Origin of the sequence: Bradyrhizobium sp. STM 3561 (assembly GCF_045571455.1) — a bacterium.
Lineage (GTDB): Bacteria > Pseudomonadota > Alphaproteobacteria > Rhizobiales > Xanthobacteraceae > Bradyrhizobium > Bradyrhizobium vignae.
Map to the genome: position 1 here is coordinate 1,491,852 of NZ_CP120695.1, position 25,656 is coordinate 1,517,507.

Here is a 25,656-nt window from a genome sequence, read left to right on the forward strand (position 1 = left end):
GGCGGGCCGAACTACTGGAGGCAAGACTTGAACGTTTACATCCTGGTCGTCGACGACGAGCCGGACGTCGAAGCGCTGTTCCGGCAGCAGTTCCGGCGCGACCTGCGCGCCGGCCGCTTCCAGATGGAGTTCGCGCTCTCGGCCCCCGACGCGCTCAAGCGCGCCGCCGAGGTCCGCGATCCCTCGCTGATCCTGATCCTGTCGGACGTCAACATGCCCGGCATGAGCGGGCTCGACATGCTGCCGAAGGTGCGCGCCGCGCATCCGGACGTACCCGTCATCATGATTACGGCCTATGGCGACGCCGAGACGCGCCGAAAGGCGATCGAGCGCGGCGCCGTCGGCCTTCTTACCAAGCCGATCGACTTCGCGCTGCTGCGACAGGAGATCGACACGAGGCTCGAGCAAGCCGCATGACTGCGACCATCCTTTTCGTCGACGACGAGCCGGACCTCGAGGCGCTGATCCTGCAGAAATTCCGCAGGCAGATTCGCGATGGGCAGCTCGCGCTCATCTTCGCGCGCGACGGCCTGGAGGCGCTGGAATCGCTCGAGGAGAACCCGCATGTCGACATGGTGGTCTCCGACATCAACATGCCGCGGATGGACGGGCTGTCGCTGCTGGCAAAGCTCCAGGAGACCGAGGACAAGAAATCGACCGTCATCGTCTCCGCCTATGGCGACATGAGCAACATCCGCACAGCCATGAACCGCGGCGCGTTCGACTTCCTGACCAAGCCCATCGATTTCGCCGATCTGGAAGCGACGATCGATAAAACCATTCGCCACGTGGAGATGCTGCGAGAGGTGCGGCGCCGCCAGGTGGCGGCAGAGCGCGCCCATGCTGCGCTGTCGCGTCATTTTTCGCCTGAGCTCGCCAAGCGCCTGGCGGCCGGTGGCGAAGGTGAGGGGATCGAAGTGCAGTGGCGCAACGTCGCGACCATCTTCACGGATATCACCGGCTTCACCTCGCTGGTCGAAAGCGCGCCGCCCGAGACGCTGGGCGAGCTTCTCAACGAGTATGTCGGCGGGATGACCGAGATCGTCTTCGCGCACGAGGGGACCGTTGCCAAGATCATCGGCGATGCGATCCAGGTGCTGTTCAATGCGCCCGGCGATCAGCCGGACTATGCGACGCGCGCGGTTGCCTGCGCCCATGATCTCGACGCCTGGGCACAGGATTTTTGCGCGCGGCAGAAGGCCAAGAGTGTGAACATCGGCACGACGCGCATCGGCATTCACGCCGGGCCGGCGCTGGTCGGCAATTTCGGCGGCAACCGCTTCTTCGACTACACGGCCTATGGGGACTCCATCAACATCGCGGCGCGTCTCGAAGCAGCCAACAAACATCTGGGCACCCGCATTTGCGTCAGCGCCAGCGTGGCCGAAGCGGCCGAGAATTTTCAAGGGCGTCCCGTGGGCGACCTGATACTCCGTGGCCGCAGCGAACCGCTGCGCGCGTTCGAACCGCTGCCGCGGGCCAAGTTCGAAGCGCCGGAAACCGCGCTTTATTCCGAGGCTTTCGCCAAGATGGAGGCGGGCGATGCCGGTGCCATGCCGGCCTTTGCCGCACTGGTCGGCATGCACGCCGACGATCCGCTGGCCGGTTTTCACCTGAAGCGCCTGCTCAACGGCGCCAAGGGCACTCGCATGCAATTGGAATAGGAGTCCGTCATGACGCGCGAATTCTCCGCCGGCAACTACCGTTTCATTCCTTCCGTGTTCCAGTATTCCGCGGGCGCCGTCGCGGATGAGGGCTACGAGATCGAGCGCGTCCGCTTCGATCGCCTGGTGCCGCTCGCGGAAGGTTTTGCGCTGGCCGCAAAATTCATCCAGGAGGCGGGGCGTCCGCTGACGGCGTTCTGCGCCTGCGAGCTGCGCTCACCGGCGGCCTTCAGCGAGGAAGGCTTCCGCGCGTTCAACCTGCACTATGTGAAGACGCTGTCGGAATGGGGTATCTTCGATGGTACCAGCAATCCGGTTGCGCGCAGCAATGTCTGTCCGGAAATCGATCCACCATCCGAGCCGTCCTTCTATGCGTTCTCCTTCACGCGCCCGACGCGGTCAAACTTGCCGAGCTTCGTCATCGCCGGCGGCGCGGAGGCACGCGAGGGCAGCGGCACCTATGTCGAGCGCACGGTGCGCTACCGCGACCTCAGCCCCGAGGGGCTGCGGGAGAAGGTGCGCTTCACCACGACGTCGCAGATGGAAAACCGGATGGCGGCCTTCGGCTTCGGCTGGAAGGACACGACCGGCGTGCAGGCCTATTCCGTGCACGACTTCCACCATGCGCTGGTGGACGAACTGGTCCGCCGCGGCGCGCTCCGCTCCGGCCTGACCTGGCACTTTGCGCGGCCGCCGGTGGTCGATCTCGAATACGAGATGGATTGCCGCCGCGTGATGCGCGAGTTGGTGATCTAGCGCTGCCTCGGGTCGAGCGCGTCGCGCAGGCCGTCGCCGAGCAGGTTCAGCGACAGCACGACAAGGAAGATCGCGAGGCCCGGCCAGATCGCCATCCAAGGCGCCTGGGTCAGGAAGCGTTGTGCCGCATTGAGCATGCTGCCCCAGGACGGCGCCGGCGGCTGCTGGCCGAGACCAAGGAAGGAGAGGGCGGCTTCGGCAATGATGGCGGCGGCGATCGAGAGCGTCGCCTGCACCAGCAGCGACGGCAGGATGTTCGGCAGGATGTGCGAGAACGCGATCCGCCAGGGCGGGTTGCCGAGCGCTCGCGCGGCCTCGACATAGTCTTCCGCCTTGACGCTCAGCACCTGGCCGCGGGTCAGCCGGATGAAGATCGGAGTTGCGGAGATGCCGATCGCAATCATGGCATTGCCGAGGCTCGGGCCGAGGAAGGCGGCGAGCGCGATCGCCAAAATCAGGAACGGGCAGGCCAGCATGGCATCGGTGATGCGGCTGATCAGCGCATCGGTGAAGCCGCCGCGATAGCCGGCGAGCAGGCCCAGCGGCACGCCGATGCCGAGCGCGATCGCGACCGAGATGAGACCCGCGAGCAGCGAGGCGCGCGCGCCGTAGACGACGCGGCTCAGGATGTCGCGGCCGAGCTCGTCGGTGCCGAACCAGTGCGCCGCGGTCGGCGGCTTGCGTACCAGGCTCCAGCTCGTCGCGATGGGATCGTAGGGCACAACGATGGGCGCAAAGACGGCAAGCGCGATGAACATCGCGATCACGACAAGCCCGAACACGGCTGCCTTGCGCTTGAACAGCCGCCGCCGCGCGCGGCGCGCCGGGCTGTCCAGCTCATAGACTGGCGTGGTGGGGTTGGCTGGGAGCGTTGTGTCCGTCATCGCCTAGCCCCTCAGCCGCGGGTTGACGAGGATATAGGCGACGTCGGCGACGAGGTTCAGCGTGATGTAGACGGTGGCGGTCACCAGCACCACGCCCTGGACCACGGCGTAGTCACGGTTGAAGACGGCATCCACGATCAGCTTGCCGAAGCCGGGAATGGAGAAGATCTGCTCGGTCAGCACCGCGCCGGACAACAAGGTGCCGAGCTCGAGCGCGCCGAGCGTGATGATGGGCGTGAGCGCGTTGCGCATGGCGTGCTTGAGGATCACCACGCGCTCGGAAAGCCCTTTCGCGCGAGCCGTGCGGACGTAGTCGCTTTCCAGCACCTGGAGCATCGCGCTGCGGGTATGTCGCATCAGGATCGCGGAGATCGCGTTGCCGAGCACGAAGGCCGGCATGATGGTGGCGGCGAGACTCGCGCGCCAGTCCTCGGTGAGCGGCACATAGCCCGACGCCGGCAGCCAGCCGAGCTTGATCGAGAACAGGAAGATCAGGAGGATTCCCAGCCAGAAATTCGGCGTCGAGATGCCCCAGAGGGCGAACAGATTGGCACCATAATCCCATGCCGTTCCCTTCTTCACGGCGGAGACGATGCCGGCGGGAATGCCGATGAAGAACGCGATCAGGATCGCCATCGAGCCGAGCTGCAGCGTCACCGGCAGCTTCTGCGCGATCAGCTCGCGCACCGGCATCTTGTTGCGCAGCGACTCGCCGAAATCGCCCGACAGAACGCCCTTGAGCCAGTAGACGTACTGCACGGGAATTGGCTGGTCCAGCCGGTGTTGCCGGCGGATTTGCTCGATCACGGCGGGATCGCGCTCCTCGCCGGCCATCACCAAAGCGGGGTCGCCGGGCAGCAATTGTTGCAGCGAGAAGATCAGCACCGACACGAAGAACAGTGTCGGCACGATCTGCGCAATCCGGCGAGCGAGGAAGTTCAGCATGATGCCCCACGTGTGCCGGGCGCCGCGCAACATGCCATGTTGCGCCGCTGAACCGGGACCCAGCGGCCGCGGTTCGCCGTCGCCATGGGCCCTGGCTCACCGGTGCAGCGCTTGTGCGCTGCGCCGCGTCCGGGACGCGCGCACATCGCCAGCTCCATCACTTGAACTTCAGCCCGACCACGCGCACCAGCCCGTCGGGCATCTGCCGGTAGCCCTCGAGCTTCTTCGTGTGCGCGATCAGGAGTTTGCGGTGATAGATGTAGATGATCGGCAAGTCGTCGAGCAGGATTTTCGCCAGCTTCTCGTAGATCGCCTTCCGCTCCTCGACATTGGACGTCATGCGTCCGTCTTCCATGAGCTTGTCGGCGTCCGGGTTCGAATACACGCCGTCGTTCTGCGGCGCCTTGCTGCGCATGAAGATGTAGGAATTGCCGTCGGGATCGATGCGGCCGCTCCAGTTGATCTGGAATATCTGGAACTCACCGGCCTGCGCCTGCTTGAACGTGGTCGCGAACTCGACGGCGCGGATCTTGATGTCGAAGCCCGCTTCCGCAGCCATCGACTGGATGACCTGTGCGACGGCCTCGTTCTCCGCCCCCTTGGGAATCATGTAGTCCACCGTCACAGGCGTGGTCACGCCGGCTTCCTTCAACAGTGCCTTTGCCTTCGCGATGTCGCGACCGTGGACCGGAAATGCCTTCTGATAATATGGATGCGTTGGGCTGACCCATTGATTGCCGGGCGTGAATTCGCCGTTGAAGACCACCTGATTGAGCGCTTCGCGGTCGATCGACAGATCGAGTGCCTGGCGGACCTTGGCCGACTGGCTCAGCGGTCCCTTGCTCTTGTCGTTGCCGATGTTGACGGTGAGGCCGTAATAGCCGAGCTCGGGCGCGGTCGACAGCACGAGCCGGGAATCGGCGCGCACGTCCTTGATGTCGGTGGCGAGCACGCGCTCGATCAGATCAAGCGCACCGGATTTCAGATTGGCGAGGCGCACCGTCGCGTCGACGATCGGCAGGAAGACGACGCGGTCGATATGAATGTTGTCCTTGTTCCAATAGTCGGCGAATTTCTCGAAGACCATGCGGTCCTGCTGGACGCGCTCGACGAATTTGTACGGGCCCGCGCAGACCGGATGCAGGCCGAACTTGTCGCCGGCTTCCTTCGCCGCTTTGGGCGACACCATCATGCCGGACCGATCGGTGAGCTGGGCGATCAGGGGCGAGTAGGGAGTCTTGAGCACCAGCTTGATCGTGAGGGGATCGACCACCTCGACATGGTCGACGCTGGCAAGCTCCGACTTGCGGAACGAGGTCGGCAGCGTCATGTGCCGCTCGAGCGAGAATTTTGCGGCCTCCGCATCCAGCGGCTCGCCGTCGTGGAATTTGACCCCCGGGCGGAGCTTGATCGTCATCTCCTTGCCGTCGGCCGAGGTCTCATGGGAGAGCGCGAGCTGCGGCACGATGTTCAGCTTCTCGTCGATGTCGAACAGCTTGTCGCAGACCGCGGAGAACACGATGCGACCGACATAGGTGCGGCCGACACTCGGATCGAGGATGTCGGGGTCCTCGGCGATGCCGATGCGAAGCGTTGTCTGCGCCTGGGCCGTGCCCACGAGCGACGTCAGCAAAGCCGACGCCAGGATTGTCAAACGCATGAAGCTCATCGCTCTCAACCTCTGTTCTATGGCTGCCGGGTCTCGTCCTCTACGAACTAACCCCGCCGCTGCGTGCTGCTTCCGGGCCGCTGCTGAACGCGGCGACCAATTTTTCCAGAACCGGCGAGAAGCCGCCGTCGGACGGGACGATCGCCGCGGAAGACGGCAGTTCCGACGTTCGGTGGCAGGCCGTTGCATGTCCGGTGCCATCCGGTACGAGCTGCGGCATTTGAGTGCGGCAACGCTCGATCACATAGGGGCAGCGGGTGTGAAAGCGGCATCCCGTCGGCGGATTGAGCGCGCTGGGAATCTCCCCCTGCAGCACAATCCGGCTGCTCTTTGCCCGCGGTTTGGGCACGGGGATCGCGGACAGCAGTGCGCGGCTGTAGGGATGGCGCGGCGCGGCGAACAATGCGTCCGCCTCCGCGGTCTCGACGATCTGACCGAGATTCATCACCGCGACATGGTCGGCGATGTGCTTGACCACGGCGAGATCATGCGAGACGAAGATGTAGGCGAGACCAAGCCGGTCCTGCAGCGTGCGCAGCAGGTTGAGAATCTGCGAGCGGATCGAGACGTCGAGTGCCGAGACCGGCTCGTCGCAGATAATGAGCTTGGGTTCAACGGCGAGGGCGCGGGCAATCGCGATGCGCTGCCGTTGACCGCCGGAGAATTCATGCGGATAGCGCCGCGCCAGCCGCGGCTCCAGCCCGACCAGCCGCAGCAGCTCGGCGACCCGCGCGGCCCGCCGCGCCGCTGGAACGAGATCGTGCAGTACCAGCGGCTCGGTCAGGATCTGGCCGACGGTCATGCGTGGATTGAGCGAGGCGTAAGGATCCTGGAAGATGATCTGCGCTTCGCGGCGGAAGGCGCGCAAGCCGCCCGCGTCGAGCGAGAGCAGATCGCGGCCGCCGAAGCGAATCTTGCCGGCATCCGGCTCGATCAGCCGCAGCACCAGCCGGCTGACGGTCGACTTGCCGCAACCGGATTCGCCGACGAGCGCCAGCGTCTTGCCGGCTTCCAGCGAGAAGGACACGCCATCGACCGCTTTGACATGCGCCAGTGCCCGGCCGAACAGCGACCGCTCGGCGACGAAATGCTTGACCAGGCTCTCGACCTCGAGCAGCGCGGTCATCGCGTCTGCTCCTTGCGGACCCAGGTCTCGTGTCCCGGGCGCGGCGCAACACGCCTGGAGATGCGAAGCATCGTCCAGTGTGTTGCGACGCTGAACCGGTACCCAGCCTGCCGCGACGTGGGCCCCGGTTCAGCAGCGCACCACGGCGCTTCGCTTGTGCTGCGCTGCGCCCGGCGCACGAGAGGAGAGAGCCGCGCCATCACGACACCAACGGTTCGAGCGGCGCGCGGATGCAGCGCGAGAGATGGCCCGGGCTGATCTCCACGAGCGGCGGCGGCGCCTTGGTGCAGGCGTCCAGCATGAAGGGACAACGCGCGGCGAAGCGGCAACCGGCGGGCGGCTGGGCCATGTTCGGCACCATGCCCTCGATCGTTGCCAGCTGCTCGGCGCGATGGTCGAGCCGCGGGATCGAGCCGAGCAGGCCGACCGTGTAGGGATGCTGCGGCGCGGAGAACAATTCATCCACCGGTGCGCGTTCGACGATCTCGCCGGCATACATCACCGCGACCTCGTCGCAGACCTCGGCGACGACGCCGAGATCGTGGGTGATCAGGATGATCGCAGCACCGCTTGCCGCCTTCAGCTCGCGCATCAGCTCCAGGATCTGGGCCTGCAGGGTGACGTCGAGCGCGGTGGTGGGCTCGTCGGCGATGAGGAGGCGAGGGTCGCAGGCGAGTGCCATCGCGATCATCACGCGTTGGCGCATGCCGCCGGAGAGCTTGTGCGGATATTCGTCGATGCGCCGCTCGGGCGAAGGGATGTGGACCCGGCGCAGCAGCTCGATTGCCCGCTCGCGTGCGCTCTTCCGCGACCCGCCACGATGACGCAAAATGGTCTCGATGATCTGGTCGCCGATCGTGAAGCTCGGATTGAGCGAGGTCATCGGCTCCTGGAAGATCATCGCCAGCCGATTGCCGCGCAGGTCGCGCAGCGTCTCGTCGGGCGTCGTCAGCAGGTCGAAGCCGTCAAAGCGGATCGCGCCTGATATCTCGGCGCTCTGTTTCGGCAGCAGGCCCATGATCGCGAGCGACGTCACGCTCTTGCCGCAGCCGGATTCGCCGACGAGACCGAGCGTCGCGCCATTGGCGACGCTGAGATCGACGCCGTCCACCGCGTGAGTGACGCGGCCGTCGTCGCCATGAAAGCGAATGCGCAGATCGCTGATCTCGATGAGAGGGCTGGCGCTCATGATCCTCTCGCGCGCGCCGCAGCGATGCTGGCGTCGATGACACTGCGATCGGTATTGCCCGCGGGATTCCGGCGCGTCGGCAGCGAGTCGCGAAAATGCACCCAGAGCTCGTGGCTGACGCGCTCGAGCCGTTCGAGCTCGCCGAGCGGATCGGGATGGTCGTCGGCGCGAATGTCGAGGGCCGGCCATTCCTCCTCGCGATGGATCACGAGCGCGGCCGATTGCTTGCCGCGCTTGTCGCCGCCGGCGGATTCGCCCGCGCGCATCGCCGCGAGCAGGCGGCGCGGGAAGGGCAGGCTGTCATTGGCGATATAGGTCTTCGCGGTCTCGTCCAGGACATCGGCGCCGGCGAGCATGTTGCCGGCGATCGAAAAGCCGCTGCCGGCGATATGGCCGCACCAGTCGATGCAGTCGCGCCCGGTGTGAGCCGCGATCTCGCCGCTCGCATCCATGATGTGGATTTGGCGGCTTTCGCGGCCGTCGTCGGTCGTCAGGAGCGTGGCGAGCACGTCGTGTGCGTTGAGGCCCTCGCGCAAGAGCTTGACGCCATCAATGCCGTAGTAGGGATTGACGAAGGCCTGCGTCGCGATCGCGCCGAGGCCGGCGGCGATGTAGGGCACACGCGCGCCGACCGCGAAGAACCGGGTCGCAACGGCGATGCCGAACTGGCCGGTGGCAGGATCGCGCGCGATGATCGACCAGGTCATGTGTTGCCTTCAGCGTCCCGCGGCGTAGCCCTGCATGCCGCGCGGATTGGCGGCAGCGCGGCGGCGGACCCCGACGCGCGAGGCCGCGGTGAGGCGGCCTTCCGACCAATCGGGGCCGACCTCGACGATATGCCCGCGCTCGCGCAGATTCTCGATCGTCGCCTTCGGCACGCGATTCTCGACCACGAGCACGCCGGGGCGCGCGGTGCGCGGCCAGAACGAGATCGGGAAATGCTCGGAATGCCAGGCCGGTGCGTCGATGGCTTCCTGAAGATTGAGGTTGCAATGGACGTGGCGCAGGAAGAACTGCGTGATCCACTGATCCTGCTGATCGCCGCCGGGCGAACCCCAGGCGAGATAGGGCTCGCCGTCGCGTAGCGCCATGCTCGGCGACAGTGTCGTGCGCGGCCGCTTGCCCGGCGCGAGCGCGGCGGGATGGCCTTCCTCCAGCCAGAACATCTGGGCGCGGCTGCCCAGGCAAAAGCCGAGCTCGGGAATGATCGGCGAGGATTGCAGCCACCCGCCGGACGGTGTTGACGAGACCATATTGCCGGCCTTGTCGATGATGTCGAAATGCACGGTGTCGCCGCGCACCTCGCCAAAACGTCCCACGGTGGGCTCGCCGGCGCCGAGCGCGCCGACGGCCTCGCGTTGGCCTTCGGCACGGCGCAGCTTGATCTCGCCGCCAAAGCCCTCGACAGAGCCGGGCCGGAAATCGAGCGAAGCCTTGTCGGTGACGAGCTTGCGCCGCTCGTCGTTATAGGCATCAGACAATAGCGTTCCGATCGGAATCTCGGTGAACTTGGGATCGCCGTAGAACTTTTCGCGGTCGGCGAAGGCGAGCTTGGCGCATTCGATCTGGAGGTGGATGAACTCCGGTCCGGTCGGATCGAGCCCGTCGAGGGCAAAGCCCTTGAGCAGCGCGAGCTGCTGCAGGGTCACCGGCCCCTGGCTCCAGACGCCGGCCTTGCAGACGGTGTAGCGGCCATAGTCGTAGGTGAGCGGGGCCTCGATCGTCGGCTGCCAGCGTGCCATGTCGTCGGCGGAAAGCACGCCGCGATGCGGGGAGCCACTGACGTCCATCACCTCCTGGGTGCGGCAGAACTTGTCGATGGCTTCTGCGACAAAACCTTGCGACCAGGCTTTTCGCGCACGCTCGATCTCGGCGTCGCGGCCACCGCCGCCGCTCTCGGCTTCGCTGAGGATGCGGGCGTAGGTCGCAGCCAGCGTCTTGTTGGTGAAGAGAGTGCCGGGCTTCGGCACCTCGCCGTTCGGAAGGTACACCGCAGCCGAGGTCGGCCAGTGCTTGCGGAACAGCTGCTCGACGGTCTGGATCGTGGCGCAGGCGCGCTCGACCAGCGGATAGCCATCGCGCGCATAGGAGATCGCGGGCTCCAGCACGTCGCGCACCCGCATGGTGCCGTAGTCGCGCAGCAGCATCATCCAGGATTCGAACGTGCCGGGGACGCAGGCGGCGAGCAGGCCGGTGCCCGGCACCATGTCGAGACCCTCGCTCTTGTAATGCGCGATGGTGGCGCGTGCCGGTGCGGGGCCCTGGCCGCAGATCACCTCGGTGCGGCCACGCTTCACGTCGTGCACGATGATAGGCACATCGCCGCCGGGGCCGTTCAGATGCGGCTCGACCACCTGAAGCGTGAAGGCGGTCGCGACACCGGCATCGAAGGCGTTGCCGCCCTTTTCCAGAATGCCCATGCCGACGGCCGTCGCGATCCAGTGCGTGGCGGCGACGACCCCGAACGTGCCCTCGATCTCGGGCCTCGTCGTGAACGGATCGGGATTGATATTGCTGCCCATGGGACTTTCACCACCTTATTTTCGGCGCGCGCAATTGATCACAGCCGATGCGTCGCCGGCAATGCGCAGGTTGCATGGCACGCGCGCGTCACGCCGTGACCGGCGCGGTGTTGACCGCGTGGCAGGCAACGCCGTCGATCAGTTCCGGCGTCTCCTTGCGACAGAGATCGAACGCCAGCGGACAGCGCGGATTGAAGGCACAGCCGGAGGGCGGATTGATCGGGTTCGGAATCTCGCCCTTGACCGGAATGCGCTGGCGGCCAGACATCGCGAGGTCAGGCACGGCTCCCAGCAGCATCTTGGTGTAGGGCATGCGCGGGCGGGAAAACAGCTCGCGTCCCTCCGCGATCTCGACGATGCGGCCGAGATACATCACGCCGACGCGGCTCGCCATGTGGCGGACTACGGCGAGGTTGTGGCTGATGAACATGTAAGTCAGGCCGAACTTGTCCTGGAGGTCGCGCATCAGATTCAGGATCTGCGCCTGCACGGAGACGTCGAGGGCCGAAGTCGGCTCGTCACAGACGATGAACTCGGCATCCGATGCGAGCGCGCGTGCGATCGCGATGCGTTGGCGCTGACCGCCGGAGAATTCGTGCGGATATTTCAGCCGGTCGTCGGGGTGCAGGCCGACGAGGCTGAGCAGCTCGCCGACGCGGGCCTGGATGTCGCGCTCGCCCTGGATCAGGTCGAAGGCGCGGATCGGCTCGGAGATGATGGCGTCCACACGGAAGCGCGGGTTCAGGCTCGCATAGGGGTCCTGAAAGATCATCTGGATGCGACGGCGCAGCTTTCGCCGCGCTGGGGCCTGCCGCGGATCGGTCATGGAGATGCCGTCGATCAGGACGTCGCCGGAGCTCGGCGGCAACAGGCCGACGACCATACGCGCCACCGTGGTCTTGCCGGAGCCGGACTCGCCGACCAGAGCAAACGTCTCGCCCTTCCGGATATCGAAGGTGACGTGATCGACCGCCTTCAGATATTCGAGCTGCCCGCCTTCCAGCACACGGTTGAGCCACGGTTTCGAGACATCGAAGACACGGCGCAGATTCTTGGCCTGGACGAAGGGAACGCTCATGCCGCGCTCTCCGCCGGCACGGTGTCATAGAGATGACAGGCGACCGATTGCGCGCCGCGCGGCAGCGGCTCCGGCCGTTCGACACGGCAACGATCGAAAGCGAAGGCGCAGCGCGGATTGAACGAGCAGCCGCGCGGGATGGCCGACAGCCGCGGCATGGAGCCGGGAATCTGCACGAGGCGCTTGTCGTCTCCGGCGAGCGTCGGGATCGCGCCCATCAAACCTTTGGCGTAGGGATGCAGCGGGTTCTTCACGACGTCCTGCACCGGGCCGATCTCGGCGACGCGGCCGGCGTACATCACCGCCACCCGATCCGACGTCTCCGCGATCACGCCCATGTCGTGGGTCACCAGCATCACGGCGGTGCCGTGGTCGCGGCCGAGACGCTTGATCAGGGAGATGATCTGCGCCTGCACGGAGACGTCGAGTGCGGTGGTCGGCTCGTCCGCGATGATCAGCTCGGGCTCGGCGCAGATCGCGAGCGCGATCACCACGCGCTGGCGCATGCCGCCGGAAAACTCGTGGGGATAGCCGTCGATGCGCTTTTCCGGCGCGGGAATTCCAACCTCGGCCAAGAGGTCGATGGCGCGGCGCCGCGCGGCCGCTTCGGATAGATTGAGATGGGTCCGGATCGTCTCCACGATCTGGTCGCCGACCTTGTACAGCGGATTGAGCGAGGTCAGGGGATCCTGGAAGATCATTCCGATCCGCTTGCCCCTGACGCGGCGCATCTCCTCGGGCGGCAGATTGTCGATACGCAGGCCCGCCAGACGAACCTCGCCGCCGGCGATACGCCCGGGTGGATCGATAAGGCCGATGACCGAGAGGCCGGTCACGGATTTGCCCGCCCCGGATTCGCCGACCACGCCGAGCACCTCGCCCTTGGCGATATCGAAGGAGACGTCGTTGATGGCGCGCAGCGTGCCGCGGCGGGAGGCGAACTCAACCTGGAGATTGCGCACGGAAAGGACGGGTTCGGTCATGGGCGAGGCATACTCATCGAAGCTTCGGGTTGAGCGCGTCGCGCAGCCAGTCGCCGAGCAGATTGATCGACAGGATCAGCGCCGCGAGCGCGAGCCCTGGAAAGGCGACGATCCACCATTCGCCTGCGAAAAGATAGCCGTTGCCGATGCGGATCAGCGTGCCGAGCGAGGGCATGGTCTCGGGCATGCCGGAGCCGAGGAACGACAGCGTTGCCTCGGTGATGATGGCAAGAGCGAGGTTGATGGTGGCGATCACGAGGATTGGGCCCGTGGTGTTCGGCAGCACGTGGCGCAGCATGATCACGGGTGCGGGCAGGCCAATCAATTGGGCGGCGGCGACGTAATCTTTGTTCTTCTCGACCAGGACCGAGCCACGCACTGTGCGCGCATACTGCACCCAAAAGCTCAGACCGATCGCAAAGACCAGGACCGCCAGCATGCTCATCTCGTCGAGCTTGTTGCCAAAGACCGACTTGGCGATGCCGTTGATCAAAAGCGCAATGAGGATAGCCGGGAAGGAGAGCTGCACGTCGGCGATGCGCATGATCAATCCATCAACGGCTCCGCCGAAATAGCCGGCCGTCAGTCCAAGCAGGATGCCGATCGCACCGGAGAGCACGACGCCGAGCACGCCGACGAGAAGCGAGATGCGCAAGCCGTAAAGAATTGCGGATAGGACGTCACGGCCCTGCTCGTCGGTGCCGAGCAGGAAGGGGCTCTGACCGTCGGCGGTCCAGAGCGGGGAGATGCGAGAATTCATCAACTGAAGCTGCGCCGGGTCGAATGGATTTTGCGCCGACAGCACCGAGGCGAAGATCGCGAGCAGAAAGAACAGCAGCGTCACGCCGGCCGCGATCATGGTGACCTTGGAGCGGCGGAACGAATAGAACAGGTCGCTGTCGAGCGCACGCCTGAACCGGCCAGGCGCGGCCGCAGCCCGCTTCTCAGTCGTATGTGGAACGACGGCTTCGCTCATGTCAGTGCGCCCGGCTAACCGTCGAGCGCAGCCGCGGATCGACGATGGTGTAGAGAATATCAACCACGAGATTGATGGTGACGAAGATCAGGGACACCATCATCAGATAAGCCGCCATGATCGGGATATCGACGTTCTGAACGGCCTGCACGAACAGGAGCCCCATGCCCGGCCACTGGAAAACGGTCTCGGTGATGATCGCGAAAGCAATGACCGATCCAAACTGCAGGCCGGCCACGGTGATCACGGGAACCAGCGTGTTGCGCAGCGCGTGGCCGAAATGGATCGCGCGCGTGGTCAGCCCGCGGGCGCGGGCGAATCGGATGTAGTCGGTCCGCATCACTTCCAGCATCTCGGCGCGCACCAGCCGCATGATCAGCGTCATCTGGAATAGTCCCAGCGTGATCGAGGGCATGATCAGGGCTTTCAACCCGGAGAGTGTCAGCAGGCCCGTCGTCCACCAGCCGATATGCACGACATCGCCGCGACCGAACGAGGGCAGCCAGCCGAGTGTCACCGAGAAGAGATAGATCATCAGAATGCCGATCAGGAAGGTCGGCAACGAGATGCCGATCAGTGAGACGGCCTGGAATACGTGCGCGAGCCAACTGTCGCGGCGCAGTGCCGAATAAACTCCCATCATGATGCCGCTGATCATCGCGAAAATGGTAGCGCAGATCGCGAGTTCCAGCGTTGCAGGCATCCGCTCCATCAACAGATTGGTGACCGGCAGACGGAATTGGTAGGATACGCCGAACTTGAACTGTGCGGCGTTGCCGACATAGCGGCCGAACTGCACGATCACGGGATCGTCGAGTCCGAGAGACTTGCGGATCGCGGCGCGTTCGGCGCCCGACGTATCCATTCCGACCATCTGGTTCACGGGATCGCCGGCAAAGCGGAACATCGAGAACGCGATGGTCCCGACGGCGATCATGACGCCTATGGCCTGAATGGCCCGGCGCAGTGTGAAAGCGAGCATCTGTTCCTTTCACATGTCTTCAGCAGCACGCATCATCGCGTTAGCCCGAAACGGCAAGTCCCGGAAGCCAAATCCCGTAATGGCTTCCGGGACTTCACAACTTGTCGACACCTACTCTTCCTGCTTGGTCGCCCAGTAGAGCATGACCATGTTGTCCGCACGCTGGGTCAGCTTCACTTTCTTCGACACCCCCCAGGCGAGCGCCTGCTGGTGCAGCGGGATATAGGCCCAATCCTTCATCGAGAGTTCGAAGGCCTGCTTGATCAGGAGATCGCGCTTGGACGAGTCGGATTCAACGAGGACCTTGTCGGCGAGCTCGTCGAACTGCTTGTTGCAATAGCCGGCGAGATTGGCTTCGCCGCGGTTCGGATCCTTCGGATCGTCCCGGCAGCCCATGATGTCGTGCAGCACGTTCTGGGAATCGAGCGTATCCGGAGTCCAACCCAGCATGAACAGCGAGGTCTTGTAGCCGCCGGGCTTCAGCACCTTGGCGAAATACTGGGCCTTGGGTTGCGCCAGCAGGTCCACCTTGATGTTGATGCGGGCGAGCATTCCGACGATGGCCTGACAGATCGCGGCGTCATTGACGTAGCGATCGTTCGGGCAGTCCATCGTCACTTCGAAACCGTCCGCATAACCGGCGTCTGCCAGAAGCTTCTTGGCGGCGTCGGGATCGAACTTCGGCCGGGCGAAATCCTTCGAGGGAAAGATCTCTGGTGCGACCATCAATGCGGACGGCGTGGAGAGCCCGCGCATGACGCGATTCTTGATCAGGTCGACGTCGATTGCCCGGTAGACGGCTTCGCGGACGCGAACGTCCTTGAACGGGTTCTTGCCCTTGACGTTGGAGTACAGGAGCTCGTCGCGCGCCTGATCCATGCCAACGAAGATGGTGCGGAGCTCAGGTCCCGTCAGCGCAGTGGCGTTGGGGCTCGCTTTAACGCGCTCGATGTCTTGGACTGGAACCGGCTCGATCACGTCGACCTCACCCGACAGTAGGGCTGCGACACGCGTGGCCGGGTTTGCAATCGGCGTGAAGATGATCTCCTTCAGATTATGCTCCGGCTTGCGCCACCAGTTCGGGTTGACCTTGAAGACGGTCTTCACGCCCGGCTGATGGCTCTCGATGATGAAGGGGCCGGTGCCGTTTTCATGAAGCGAGGCGTAGCTCGGGGTCGTTGCGGCGGCGGGCGTCGGTGCCACCGCATCGTTCGCCTCTGCCCATTTCTTGTCCATGATGTACCAGGTCGCCCACAGCGCCGTCAGGATGGGATTGGGCGAGGTCAAGATGAAATCGACGGTGTAATCGTCGATCTTGACGACCTTGGCATCGGCGGGAATGCGGCTCTGGAAATTCGAGCCCTTTGCCCGGACGCGCTCGGCCGAGAACACCACGTCGTCAGCGGTGAAGGGGTCGCCGTTGTGGAACTTCACACCTTTGCGCAGGTGAAAGCGCCAGCGCGTCGGCTCTGGCGTCTCCCAGCTTTCGGCGAGCGCTGGGATGATCTTCAGGTCCTTGCCGCGGGCAACCAGGCCCTCATAGACATGGCCGAGATGGGCACTGGTGGTGGATTCGTTCAGCGTGTAGGGATCGAGCGACTTGAGCTCACCCTGATTGGCGTAGCGCAGCGTCTGGCTCGACGCTGGCGAAACTGCCAACGCAAGCACACCGGCGAGCGTCGCCGCAAAAAGACTTCGTCCGACTGACATTCTTGACCCTCTCCACTTGCCCGCACCGTGATTTTTGATTGTTCGGCGGGGCCGATCGATCCATGTTGCCCAGAGTTCTCGACCCGTGCAAGCGCCATTCCAGCAAGGAACGCGCCAACTTGCACCGCTGTGCAGCAATGCTGCCCGGCAATCCAGGGAGGCCGCCGCCGCCAACGACATCTTTGACCTGTGAAGTCTCGGGAAGAAGGGAGACTGGCCCTGCCGGCCCTCTGCGTTTCGGCCGTCCGCCTGCGGCCTCGACCGGGCGATTTGATTGACCATATCGGTCGATTGCCGAAGCGGCCCCCCGCGGCTTCCCCTCAGGTCGCTTGCGTTGCACGCCGCGTCGCGGTGATACTTGGGCAGGCCGCTCGAATCTCATCAGGAGGGGACATGAAAGTTAACATCGAAATAGACTGCACTCCCCTCGAGGCCCGCCAGTTCTTCGGATTGCCGGATGTCTCGCCGATGCAGATTGCCGTCATGGACAAGCTGCAGCAGCAGGTCTTGAGCAATATCGACAAGGTCTCGCCGGAATCGCTGATCCAGAGCTGGTTCACCTTCGATCCCAAAATCGCAGAGCGGTTTCAGGACATGTTCGTTGCGATGGCCGGCCTCGGTAGCACGCGCAGCGGCGACAAGAAGAAATAGTGCGAGCCGGACGGAACGGGGAGCAGGATCCAGGCCGGCTTCGGCCGCCAGCTCTCGGCCTCCTGCTGGCCGAAGCCCGTGGACTGTTCGAGTTCAACGCGAGCCTGCTGCTCTCGCCGCTCCTGATGCGCGCACCGAGGGGCGACGGCCATCCGGTGCTGGCGCTGCCCGGCTTCCTCGCCAGCGATCTCTCGATGGTGCCGCTGCGGCGTTATCTCAGCGAGCTCGGTTATGAGGCACATGCCTGGCGGATGGGCCGCAATCTCGGCGGGCTCGGACGGATGCGGGATTCGCTGCGCGCCCGCTTGACCGAAATCCATGCCGCCTCGGGACGCAAGGTCAGCCTGATCGGATGGAGCCTCGGGGGCGTCTATGCCCGCGATCTCGCGCTTTGGGCGCCCGATAAGGTCCGCTACGTCATCACGCTCGGCAGCCCCTTTGCCAACGATGTGCGGGCGACCAACGCCACGCGGCTCTACGAGGCGCTGTCCGGCGAGAGGGTGGAGGATTTTGCGGAAGCGCGTGAGGCGATTGCCGGCGATCTGCCGGTGCCGGCGACATCCATCTTTTCGCGGGCCGACGGCGTCGTGAACTGGCGGACCTGTCTGCTCGGCCCATCCGAGCGAGCCGAGAACATCGAGGTGCATCTGGCGAGCCATGTCGGGCTCGGCGTGAACCCCGCGGTGCTGTGGGCCGTGGCGGACCGCCTGGCGCAACCGGAGGGAGAGTTCTGGCCATTTGACCGGGCAGGGCCGTTTGCCATTGCATATGCCCCTCCGGACCGGGCAGTATCGGCCTGACGAGAAGCGCCGCCAAGGCGCCCGTCACATCTCGTGGGAGGGAATTATGGCTGACGGTAAGAAGTTGTCGTCGCTGGACGCATCGTTTCTCTATCTGGAAACGCCTGAGATGCCGATGCATGTCGGGAGCATGGCGATCTTTCGCCTGCCCGACGACTACAAGGGCGACTTCTTCGAAGACTTCAAGGCGATGATCGTCTCTCGCCTGCACATCGCGCCGATCCTCAAGGCGCGGCTGGAGAAGGCGCCGCTCGACATCGACCATCCCTCCTGGGTGGAGGACGATCAGTTCGACATCGACCGTCACATCTTCCGTGCCAGCCTGCCGCAGCCGCGCGACCGCGCCACGCTCGAGCGCATCGTCGGTTGGATGCATGCCAAGCTCCTCAACCGCGCTCGTCCGCTCTGGGAGTTCTACGTGTTCGAGGGCATGAAGGACAACGAGGTCGGCCTCTATTCCAAGATGCACCACGCCGCGATCGATGGCGGTGCCGGCGCAGCGCTGACCAACATGATCTACGACATCTCGCCGATCCCACGAAAGGTGGAGCCGCCGACGGGCGGAGCCAAGCCCGGGCAGGAGCCGCGCGACATCGCCGCCAACCTGCTCGATTCCTATCAGCAGCTGTTCAGCCAGCCGCTCGAGGCTTCGCAAGCGGCGAAGAACCTGCAACTGCCCCGCACGGGCAAGAGCGACATCGGCTCGATCCTGTTCGATAATGCGATGTACCAGATCGAGAGCGCCGTTCGCTTCGCCGGCAACATCCCGACCGTGCTCAAGAGCGTGTCAGACGTGCTCGGCAAGATCGCCGATCCGAAGTCGCGCGAGAGTCTCGCCAGCATGGTGTCACCGCCGACCATGCTCAACAGGACCATCTCGTCCGAGCGCAGCTTTGCCGGCGTGTCGATCTCGCTGTCGCGGGCGAAGGCGCTGGCCAAGCAGGCCGGCGGCAAGCTCAACGATGTGGTGCTGGCGCTCGCCTCCGGCGTGGTCCGCCGCTACCTCCTGCAATATGGCACGCTTCCGGCGAAATCCCTGACCGCCGCCGTGCCGATCTCGCTGCGCGAGGAAGGCAACACCGAGGCCAACAACCAGGTGTTCGGCATGATCTGTTCGATCGCGACCAACATCGCCGATCCCAAGGCGCGGCTGGAGGCGATCATAGCGCAATCGACCAAGTCCAAGGAGATGTCGCATCCGTTGCGCGCCTTGATGCCGCAGGTCTCCAACATCTCGATGCTGGGCGCGCCGATCATGGTGCAGATCCTGGCGCTGCTCTACAGCCGCTCGAATCTCTCCGACGTGCTGCCGCCGGCCGCCAACATCACCGTGTCCAACGTGCCCGGGCCGCGGCAGACGCTCTATGCCGCGGGTGCCGAGCTACTGCACATCTTCCCGGTGTCGATCGCGACGCATGGGCAGGCGCTCAACATCACCGTGCAGAGCTATCGCGACCAGCTTGATTTCGGCTTCATCGTCGGTGCCAACATCATCCCGCATGTGCAGGTGATGTGCGACATGTTGCCGGAGGAGTTCGCCGCACTGGAGGCCGCCTTTGCGCCACCGGCAACTGACGTCAAAGGCGCCGCGGAATAGGAAATTCGCCATGATCGAGATGCCGCCGCTGAAGTTCGTGCAGACGAACGGAATCCGTATGGGCTATTACGAGGCCGGCCCGCAGAGCGACAAGCCGCCGATGGTGCTGTGCCATGGCTGGCCCGAGCTTGCCTTCTCCTGGCGCCACCAGATCAAGGCGCTGAGCGAAGCCGGCATCCGCGTGATCGCGCCCGACCAGCGCGGCTATGGCGCGTCAGACCGGCCCGAGCCGGTCGAGGCCTACGACATCGAACATCTGACGGGTGACCTGGTCGGCCTGCTGGATCATCTGAAAATCGACAAGGCGATCTTCGTCGGTCACGATTGGGGCGGCTTCGTCGTCTGGCAAATGCCGTTGCGGCACATCGACCGGGTCGCCGGCGTGGTCGGCATCAACACGCCCCACACCAATCGTGCCTGGGCCGATCCGATCGAGCTGCTGCGTGCGCGCTTCGGCGACAAGATGTACATCGTGCAATTCCAGGATCCCGCGCGGGAGCCGGACAGGATCTTCGGCAGCCGCGTCGAACAGACCTTCGATGCATTCATGCGTAAGCCGGTGCCGCGGCCGGCCGACGCTCCGCCGGAGGAGGTGGTTGCGGGTGTCGGCGCTTCGCCGCGGCTCAATCTGGCATTTCCCCAGATGATTGCCGGTTATGACGCGAAGCATGATCCGCGTGCGCCGATTCTGTCGCCGGAAGAGAAGAAAGTCTTCGTCGATACTTTCACCAGAACCGGCTTCACCGCAGGCATCAACTGGTACCGCAACATGTCGCGCAACTGGAGGCGTGCCGAAGGGCTCGATCATACGGTCCGCGTACCGTCGCTGATGATCATGGCCGAGAATGACGCGGTGTTGCCGCCGTCCTCCGCTGATGGCATGGAGAAGCTGATTCCCGACCTCGAGAAATATCTGGTGAAAGACAGCGGCCATTGGACGCAGCAGGAGAAGCCGGAAGAGGTCAGCGCCAAGCTGATCGAATGGCGTAGAAGGCGGTTTGGTTAGCTCGTCATTGCGAGCGACTCGTCCGCCGTAGCTCGAAGAGCGAAGGCGGAAGCGAAGCAATCCAGGAAGGTGTCCGCGGAGACACTCTGGATTGTTTCGTCGCAAGAGCTCCTCGCAATGACGAGGGTTATTGAGGGGGAAGCGCTTTTCATGTCATCCAAGAACCGTCTGGACCCGATCCCGCAGCCGCCGACCAAGCCGGTGGTCGGCAACATGCTGTCGCTGGACTCGACGGCTCCGGTGCAGCACCTGACGCGGCTCGCCAAGGAGCTCGGACCGATCTTCTGGCTCGACATGATGGGCTCGCCGATCGTCATCGTCTCCGGCCACGATCTCGTCGACGAACTGTCGGACGAGAAGCGCTTCGACAAGACGGTACGCGGCGCGCTGCGGCGCGTGCGTGCGGTTGGCGGTGACGGCCTGTTCACGGCCGACACGCGTGAGCCGAACTGGAGCAAGGCGCACAACATCCTGCTCCAGCCGTTCGGCAACCGCGCCATGCAGTCCTATCACGGAAGCATGGTCGACATCGCCGAGCAGCTCGTCCAGAAATGGGAGCGGCTCAATGCCGACGAGGAGATCGACGTCGTTCATGACATGACGGCGCTGACGCTGGATACGATCGGGCTGTGCGGCTTCGACTACCGCTTCAATTCGTTCTACCGGCGCGACTACCATCCTTTCGTCGAGTCGCTGGTGCGTTCGCTCGAAACCATCATGATGACGCGCGGCCTGCCGTTCGAGCAGTTCTGGATGCAGAAGCGGCGCAAGACGCTGGCCGAGGACGTCGCCTTCATGAACAAGATGGTCGACGAGATCATCGCCGAGCGCCGCAAGAACGCGGAAGGCGCCGACGACAAGAAGGACATGCTCGCCGCAATGATGACCGGCGTCGACCGCTCCACCGGCGAACAGCTCGACGACGTCAACATTCGCTACCAGATCAACACGTTTTTGATCGCGGGTCACGAGACGACCAGCGGCCTGTTGTCCTACACGCTCTATGCACTGCTCAAGCATCCGGACATTCTCAAGAAGGCCTATGACGAAGTCGACCGTGTCTTCGGCCCCGATGTCAACGCGAAGCCCACCTACCAGCAGGTGACGCAGCTCACCTACATCACCCAGATCCTCAAGGAGGCGTTGCGGCTGTGGCCGCCGGCGCCTGCCTATGGCATCTCGCCGCTTGCGGACGAGACCATTGGCGGCGGCAAGTACAAGCTCCGGAAGGGCACGTTCGTCACCATCCTAGTGACGGCGCTGCACCGTGATCCCTCGGTTTGGGGGCCGACCCCGGATGCCTTCGATCCCGAGAACTTCAGCCGCGAGGCCGAAGCGAAGCGGCCGATCAATGCCTGGAAGCCGTTCGGCAACGGGCAGCGCGCCTGCATTGGCCGTGGGTTCGCCATGCACGAGGCGGCGCTGGCGCTCGGCATGATCCTGCAGCGCTTCAAGCTCATCGACCACCAGCGCTACCAGATGCATCTGAAGGAAACCCTGACCATGAAGCCGGAGGGCTTCAAGATCAAGGTGCGTCCGCGCGCGGATCGCGAGCGCGGCGCCTTTGGCGGGCCCATTGCGGCTTCATCCTCAGCGCCCAAGACGCAGCGCAAGCCCACCACGCGGCCCGGCCACAACACGCCGATGCTGGTGCTCTACGGCTCCAATCTCGGTACCGCCGAGGAGCTTGCGACGCGCATGGCCGATCTTGCCGAGATCAACGGTTTTGCCGTGCATCTCGGCGCGCTCGACGATTACGTCGGTAAGTTGCCGCAGGAGGGCGGTGTGCTCATCATTTGCGCCTCCTATAATGGCGCGCCGCCCGACAATGCGACGCAGTTCGTCAAATGGCTCGGTGACGACCTGCCGAAGGATGCGTTCGCCGGCGTGCGCTACGCCGTGTTCGGTTGCGGTAACAGCGACTGGGCGGCGACCTATCAGTCGGTGCCGCGCTATATCGACGAGCAATTGTCGGCGCATGGTGCACGCGCGGTCTATCCGCGCGGCGAAGGCGATGCGCGCAGCGATCTCGACGGCCAGTTCCAGAAATGGTTCCCCGCGGCCGCGCAAGTCGCGACCAAGGAATTCGGCATCGACTGGAATTTCACCCGCACGGCGGAGGACGATCCGCTTTACGCGATCGAGCCCGTGGCGGTGACCGCCGTCAACACCATCGTCGCCCAGGGCGGCGCGGTGGCGATGAAGGTGCTGGCCAATGACGAGCTGCAGAACAAGAGCGGGCCCAATCCGTCGGAGCGCTCGACGCGCCACATCGAGGTGCAGCTGCCGTCCAACATGAGCTATCGCGTCGGAGATCATTTGAGCGTGGTCCCGCGCAACGATCCGACGCTGGTGGATTCCGTTGCCCGCCGCTTCGGCTTCCTGCCGGCCGACCAGATCAGGCTTCGGGTCGCCGAAGGCCGGCGCGCGCAGTTGCCGGTCGGCGAGGCCGTGTCGGTCGGCCGCCTGCTCAGCGAATTCGTGGAGCTTCAGCAGGTGGCGACCCGCAAGCAGATCCAGATCATGGCCGAGCACACCCGCTGCCCGGTCACCAAGCCGAAGCTGCTGGGCTTCGTCGGCGAGGAATCCGAGCCGCTCGAGCGCTATCGCACCGAGATCCTGTCCAGGCGAAAATCGGTATTCGACCTGCTCCTCGAATATCCCGCCTGCGAATTGCCGTTTCACGCCTATCTGGAAATGCTCTCGCTGCTGGCGCCGCGCTATTACTCGATCTCGTCGTCCCCCTCGGTCGACCCGGCGCGATGCAGCATCACGGTCGGCGTGGTCGAGGGACCGGCCGCCTCCGGGCGCGGTGTCTACAAGGGCATCTGCTCGAACTATCTGGCCAACCGCCGCGCCGGCGATACGATCTACGCCACCGTGCGCGAGACCAAGGCAGGCTTCCGGCTGCCCGATGATCCATCCGTGCCGATCATCATGATCGGCCCCGGCACCGGACTCGCACCGTTCCGTGGCTTCCTGCAGGAGCGCGCGGCGCGCAAGGCCAGGGGCGCCACGCTCGGCCCGGCCATGCTGTTCTTCGGCTGCCGCCACCCCGACCAGGATTTTCTCTACGCCGAGGAGCTGAAGGCATTGGCGGCGAGCGGTATCACCGAGCTGTTCACGGCGTTCTCGCGCGCGGACGGACCGAAGACTTATGTGCAACACATGCTCGCCGCGCAGAAGGACAAGGTCTGGCCGCTGATCGAGCAGGGCGCGATCATCTATGTCTGCGGCGATGGCGGCAAGATGGAGCCCGACGTGAAGGCGGCGCTGGTCGCGATCCACCGCGAGAAGAGCGGCAGCGATGCCGCCGCCGGTGCCCGGTGGATCGAGGAGATGGGCACGAAGGACCGCTATGTGCTCGACGTGTGGGCGGGCGGGTAGCCCGAGGCGCGTTCTTGTAGTCCGGACGGAGCGCAGCGAAATCCGGGGCGCAAATCGTGCTAAAGCTCGCGCATGATTCCCTGGGAAAAACTCGACACCGCCAAAATCCCCGGCTCCGACGAGGAGCTCCGCCTGATGCGGCGGGGCAAAGAGTTCTCCATCAAGCTCGGCAGCAACGAGCTGATGAACAGCCGTCTTTCGGGCTCGGAAGCGGCGCTGGCAACGCTCGCGGCGAAGCAGATCGAGAAGGTCGCAAAGCCCGTCATCCTGATCGGCGGCCTCGGCATGGGCTTTACGCTGCGCGCGGCGCTCTCCGTGCTCGGACCCAAGGCGACGATCATCGTCTCCGAACTCGTGCCGGCGGTGGTCGCCTGGGCGCGAGGTCCGATGGCGGAGGTCTTCGGCGACAGCCTCGATGACGTCCGGGTGACTGTCCGGGAAATCGACGTGGGCGAGATCATTCGGGCGCAGCGGTCGGCCTTCGACGCCATTCTCCTCGACGTCGACAACGGACCCGAGGGGCTGACCCGGAAGGGCAATGACGCGCTCTATGATGTGAGCGGATTGGTGGCGGCCAGGGCAGCGCTGCGGCGAGGCGGTGTGCTCGCCGTCTGGTCGTCGGGACCCAATCCGGCGTTCACCAAGCGCCTTCGCAGCGCCGATTTCGACGTCAGCGAGGTCAATGTCCGCGCCACCGGCAGGGGCGGTGGCGCACGCCATGTGATCTGGATCGCACGGAAGATCTAAGCCGCCTGCGCCGCTGCGCCATGCGCGTGCTTGTCGATGGCGTCGATGATCTCCGGCCAGAAGCGCATCGGCAAAGCATGGCCCATACCCTCGATCATCAACAGCTTCGCGTTCGGGATTGAAGCCGCCGTGTCCTTGCCGCCTTCGGGATGGACCAGCGGATCGACGGTGCCGTGAATGACGAGCGTCGGGGTCTTCACGGCGTGCAGCCGCTCCTTGCGGCTGCCGGAGGCAAGCACGGCGCGAAGCTGGCGGCCGACGCCGGCCGGATTGAGCCCGCGCGCGAACACGCGCTCGGCGCGGCCAGGATCGAGCGCTTCCTCTTCCGGGAAAGACCCGGCGCGCAGCAGCTTCCAGGTCTGACCGAAGCGGACGATGAACTCTTCCTTGCTGCGCGGCGGCGGCGCCATCAGCATGGCCGCGGCCTCGCGCGTCGGCGGCGGTATGCGCGGATTGCCCGTGGTCGACATGATCGAGGTCAGTGAGCGCACGCGGTGCGGAAACGACAGCGCCACCTCTTGCGCGATCATGCCGCCCATGGATGCCCCGACCAGATGCGCCGACTTGATGCCGAGCGCATCCATCAGGCCGACCGTGTCCTTGGCCATATCGATCAGCTTGTAGGTGGCGGCCACGGGAATCCGCAAGAAGCGCAACTTCAGCAGCTCGAACGGCGTCAGGCGCTTGCCGCCGGTGAGATGGCTCGACTTGCCGATGTCGCGATTGTCGAAGCGGATCACGCGGAAGCCGCGCGCGGCGAGCTGCTCGCAGAACGCATCGTCCCAATGGATCATCTGCGCCCCAAGGCCCATGATCAGCAGCAGCGGCTCGGCATTGTCCTGGCCGAAGATCTCATAGCAGATGTCGATGCCGTTGGCGCGGACGGTCTGGGGCGGATGATGGGCGGTCACGGATCCCTCCTGCTGATCGATGCTGTATCGCACGGTTTCGTTCCGCGAAGAAGCCGCGTGCGCGACGCTGCGC

The 25,656-nt window shown here is 64.7% G+C and carries 22 protein-coding genes; 9 read left to right on the top strand and 13 right to left on the bottom strand.

The annotated features are described in order from the left end of the window. The first annotated feature begins 27 nt into the window (after positions 1–27). Genes P6U28_RS06755 through P6U28_RS06765 form a run of 3 tightly spaced genes read left to right on the top strand, consistent with a single transcriptional unit; the run spans position 28 to position 2,420 of the window. Entirely contained in the window at positions 28–417 is a 390-nt protein-coding gene (locus P6U28_RS06755; RefSeq protein WP_122404328.1) for a response regulator, read from the top strand. Then, entirely contained in the window at positions 414–1,664 is a 1,251-nt protein-coding gene (locus tag P6U28_RS06760; protein WP_122404327.1) for an adenylate/guanylate cyclase domain-containing protein, read from the top strand. The genes P6U28_RS06755 and P6U28_RS06760 overlap by 4 nt, the downstream gene beginning before the upstream one ends. A gap of 9 nt (positions 1,665–1,673) precedes the next feature. Further along, positions 1,674–2,420 carry a hypothetical protein gene (locus tag P6U28_RS06765; protein WP_122404326.1) on the top strand — a complete coding sequence of 249 codons (747 nt, stop codon included), beginning with the start codon at positions 1,674–1,676 and terminating at the stop codon, positions 2,418–2,420. On the opposite strand, the gene P6U28_RS06770 is transcribed toward P6U28_RS06765, so the two are convergent. The 12 genes from P6U28_RS06770 to P6U28_RS06825 form a co-directional block, all read right to left on the bottom strand. Next, a complete protein-coding gene (locus P6U28_RS06770; RefSeq protein ID WP_122404325.1) occupies positions 2,417–3,304 on the bottom strand; it encodes an ABC transporter permease in 888 nt (295 codons plus the stop codon). The two genes, P6U28_RS06765 and P6U28_RS06770, sit on opposite strands and share 4 nt — an antisense overlap. 3 nt (positions 3,305–3,307) lie before the next feature. Then, positions 3,308–4,249, bottom strand: a complete 942-nt coding sequence (locus P6U28_RS06775) for an ABC transporter permease (RefSeq protein WP_209295578.1) — start codon at positions 4,247–4,249, stop codon at positions 3,308–3,310. Between the two features lie 157 nt (positions 4,250–4,406). After that, positions 4,407–5,918: an ABC transporter substrate-binding protein gene (locus P6U28_RS06780; RefSeq protein ID WP_407121978.1), complete on the bottom strand. Its 1,512-nt coding sequence runs from the start codon at positions 5,916–5,918 to the stop codon at positions 4,407–4,409. A 40-nt stretch (positions 5,919–5,958) separates the two neighbouring features. After that, the gene (locus tag P6U28_RS06785; RefSeq protein ID WP_122406765.1) at positions 5,959–7,044 is read right to left on the bottom strand and encodes an ABC transporter ATP-binding protein; all 1,086 of its coding nucleotides are present in this window, start codon (positions 7,042–7,044) and stop codon (positions 5,959–5,961) included. Between the two features lie 199 nt (positions 7,045–7,243). Beyond that, a complete protein-coding gene (locus P6U28_RS06790; protein WP_122404324.1) occupies positions 7,244–8,233 on the bottom strand; it encodes an ABC transporter ATP-binding protein in 990 nt (329 codons plus the stop codon). Beyond that, positions 8,230–8,940: a DUF1028 domain-containing protein gene (locus tag P6U28_RS06795; RefSeq protein ID WP_407121979.1), complete on the bottom strand. Its 711-nt coding sequence runs from the start codon at positions 8,938–8,940 to the stop codon at positions 8,230–8,232. The genes P6U28_RS06790 and P6U28_RS06795 overlap by 4 nt, the downstream gene beginning before the upstream one ends. A 9-nt stretch (positions 8,941–8,949) precedes the next feature. Next, the gene (locus P6U28_RS06800) at positions 8,950–10,755 is read right to left on the bottom strand and encodes a gamma-glutamyltransferase family protein (protein ID WP_407121980.1); all 1,806 of its coding nucleotides are present in this window, start codon (positions 10,753–10,755) and stop codon (positions 8,950–8,952) included. Between the two features lie 88 nt (positions 10,756–10,843). Then, on the bottom strand, positions 10,844–11,833 hold the full coding sequence (locus tag P6U28_RS06805; protein WP_209295552.1) for an ABC transporter ATP-binding protein: 990 nt from the start codon (positions 11,831–11,833) through the stop codon (positions 10,844–10,846). Then, positions 11,830–12,816: an ABC transporter ATP-binding protein gene (locus tag P6U28_RS06810; protein WP_122404320.1), complete on the bottom strand. Its 987-nt coding sequence runs from the start codon at positions 12,814–12,816 to the stop codon at positions 11,830–11,832. Before P6U28_RS06810 ends, P6U28_RS06805 begins: the two co-directional genes overlap by 4 nt. Before the next feature lie 13 nt (positions 12,817–12,829). Next, positions 12,830–13,792 carry an ABC transporter permease gene (locus P6U28_RS06815; RefSeq protein ID WP_122404319.1) on the bottom strand — a complete coding sequence of 321 codons (963 nt, stop codon included), beginning with the start codon at positions 13,790–13,792 and terminating at the stop codon, positions 12,830–12,832. A 1-nt stretch (position 13,793) separates the two neighbouring features. Further along, the gene (locus P6U28_RS06820) at positions 13,794–14,774 is read right to left on the bottom strand and encodes an ABC transporter permease (protein ID WP_407121981.1); all 981 of its coding nucleotides are present in this window, start codon (positions 14,772–14,774) and stop codon (positions 13,794–13,796) included. Positions 14,775–14,885: 111 nt separating this feature from the next. Next, positions 14,886–16,484 (bottom strand): ABC transporter substrate-binding protein, encoded by a 1,599-nt coding sequence (locus P6U28_RS06825; RefSeq protein WP_122404317.1) that lies wholly within the window; start codon positions 16,482–16,484, stop codon positions 14,886–14,888. A 393-nt stretch (positions 16,485–16,877) separates the two neighbouring features. Here P6U28_RS06825 and P6U28_RS06830 point away from each other — a divergent pair, with 393 nt between their 5' ends. The 6 genes from P6U28_RS06830 (at position 16,878) to P6U28_RS06855 (ending at position 24,672) form a co-directional block, all read left to right on the top strand. Next, on the top strand, positions 16,878–17,135 hold the full coding sequence (locus P6U28_RS06830) for a DUF6489 family protein (protein ID WP_122404316.1): 258 nt from the start codon (positions 16,878–16,880) through the stop codon (positions 17,133–17,135). Continuing rightward, entirely contained in the window at positions 17,135–17,935 is an 801-nt protein-coding gene (locus P6U28_RS06835) for a triacylglycerol lipase (protein ID WP_122404315.1), read from the top strand. The genes P6U28_RS06830 and P6U28_RS06835 overlap by 1 nt, the downstream gene beginning before the upstream one ends. 46 nt (positions 17,936–17,981) lie before the next feature. Then, entirely contained in the window at positions 17,982–19,532 is a 1,551-nt protein-coding gene (locus tag P6U28_RS06840) for a wax ester/triacylglycerol synthase family O-acyltransferase (RefSeq protein ID WP_129143587.1), read from the top strand. Positions 19,533–19,542: 10 nt separating this feature from the next. Further along, positions 19,543–20,538 (top strand): alpha/beta fold hydrolase, encoded by a 996-nt coding sequence (locus tag P6U28_RS06845; RefSeq protein ID WP_407121982.1) that lies wholly within the window; start codon positions 19,543–19,545, stop codon positions 20,536–20,538. 150 nt (positions 20,539–20,688) lie between these two features. Continuing rightward, positions 20,689–23,925 carry a bifunctional cytochrome P450/NADPH--P450 reductase gene (locus tag P6U28_RS06850; RefSeq protein WP_122404312.1) on the top strand — a complete coding sequence of 1,079 codons (3,237 nt, stop codon included), beginning with the start codon at positions 20,689–20,691 and terminating at the stop codon, positions 23,923–23,925. Positions 23,926–23,997: 72 nt separating this feature from the next. After that, a complete protein-coding gene (locus tag P6U28_RS06855; RefSeq protein WP_122404311.1) occupies positions 23,998–24,672 on the top strand; it encodes a spermidine synthase in 675 nt (224 codons plus the stop codon). On the opposite strand, the gene P6U28_RS06860 is transcribed toward P6U28_RS06855, so the two are convergent. Beyond that, complete coding sequence (locus P6U28_RS06860; RefSeq protein WP_407121983.1) at positions 24,669–25,583, bottom strand: alpha/beta fold hydrolase; 915 nt, start codon at positions 25,581–25,583, stop codon at positions 24,669–24,671. The two genes, P6U28_RS06855 and P6U28_RS06860, sit on opposite strands and share 4 nt — an antisense overlap. Positions 25,584–25,656: the final 73 nt, after the last annotated feature.

Excerpts from the sequence above, each read along its gene's own strand:
- P6U28_RS06760 (WP_122404327.1), top strand. The coding sequence starts at position 414 with ATGACTGCGACCATCCTTTTCGTCGACGACGAGCCGGACCTCGAGGCG.
- P6U28_RS06765 (WP_122404326.1), top strand. The coding sequence starts at position 1,674 with ATGACGCGCGAATTCTCCGCCGGCAACTACCGTTTCATTCCTTCCGTG.
- P6U28_RS06770 (WP_122404325.1), bottom strand. The coding sequence starts at position 3,304 with ATGACGGACACAACGCTCCCAGCCAACCCCACCACGCCAGTCTATGAG.
- P6U28_RS06775 (WP_209295578.1), bottom strand. The coding sequence starts at position 4,249 with ATGCTGAACTTCCTCGCTCGCCGGATTGCGCAGATCGTGCCGACACTG.
- P6U28_RS06780 (WP_407121978.1), bottom strand. The coding sequence starts at position 5,918 with ATGAGCTTCATGCGTTTGACAATCCTGGCGTCGGCTTTGCTGACGTCG.
- P6U28_RS06785 (WP_122406765.1), bottom strand. The coding sequence starts at position 7,044 with ATGACCGCGCTGCTCGAGGTCGAGAGCCTGGTCAAGCATTTCGTCGCC.
- P6U28_RS06790 (WP_122404324.1), bottom strand. The coding sequence starts at position 8,233 with ATGAGCGCCAGCCCTCTCATCGAGATCAGCGATCTGCGCATTCGCTTT.
- P6U28_RS06795 (WP_407121979.1), bottom strand. The coding sequence starts at position 8,940 with ATGACCTGGTCGATCATCGCGCGCGATCCTGCCACCGGCCAGTTCGGC.
- P6U28_RS06800 (WP_407121980.1), bottom strand. The coding sequence starts at position 10,755 with ATGGGCAGCAATATCAATCCCGATCCGTTCACGACGAGGCCCGAGATC.
- P6U28_RS06805 (WP_209295552.1), bottom strand. The coding sequence starts at position 11,833 with ATGAGCGTTCCCTTCGTCCAGGCCAAGAATCTGCGCCGTGTCTTCGAT.
- P6U28_RS06810 (WP_122404320.1), bottom strand. The coding sequence starts at position 12,816 with ATGACCGAACCCGTCCTTTCCGTGCGCAATCTCCAGGTTGAGTTCGCC.
- P6U28_RS06815 (WP_122404319.1), bottom strand. The coding sequence starts at position 13,792 with ATGAGCGAAGCCGTCGTTCCACATACGACTGAGAAGCGGGCTGCGGCC.
- P6U28_RS06820 (WP_407121981.1), bottom strand. The coding sequence starts at position 14,774 with ATGCTCGCTTTCACACTGCGCCGGGCCATTCAGGCCATAGGCGTCATG.
- P6U28_RS06825 (WP_122404317.1), bottom strand. The coding sequence starts at position 16,484 with ATGTCAGTCGGACGAAGTCTTTTTGCGGCGACGCTCGCCGGTGTGCTT.
- P6U28_RS06830 (WP_122404316.1), top strand. The coding sequence starts at position 16,878 with ATGAAAGTTAACATCGAAATAGACTGCACTCCCCTCGAGGCCCGCCAG.
- P6U28_RS06840 (WP_129143587.1), top strand. The coding sequence starts at position 17,982 with ATGGCTGACGGTAAGAAGTTGTCGTCGCTGGACGCATCGTTTCTCTAT.
- P6U28_RS06845 (WP_407121982.1), top strand. The coding sequence starts at position 19,543 with ATGATCGAGATGCCGCCGCTGAAGTTCGTGCAGACGAACGGAATCCGT.
- P6U28_RS06850 (WP_122404312.1), top strand. The coding sequence starts at position 20,689 with ATGTCATCCAAGAACCGTCTGGACCCGATCCCGCAGCCGCCGACCAAG.
- P6U28_RS06855 (WP_122404311.1), top strand. The coding sequence starts at position 23,998 with ATGATTCCCTGGGAAAAACTCGACACCGCCAAAATCCCCGGCTCCGAC.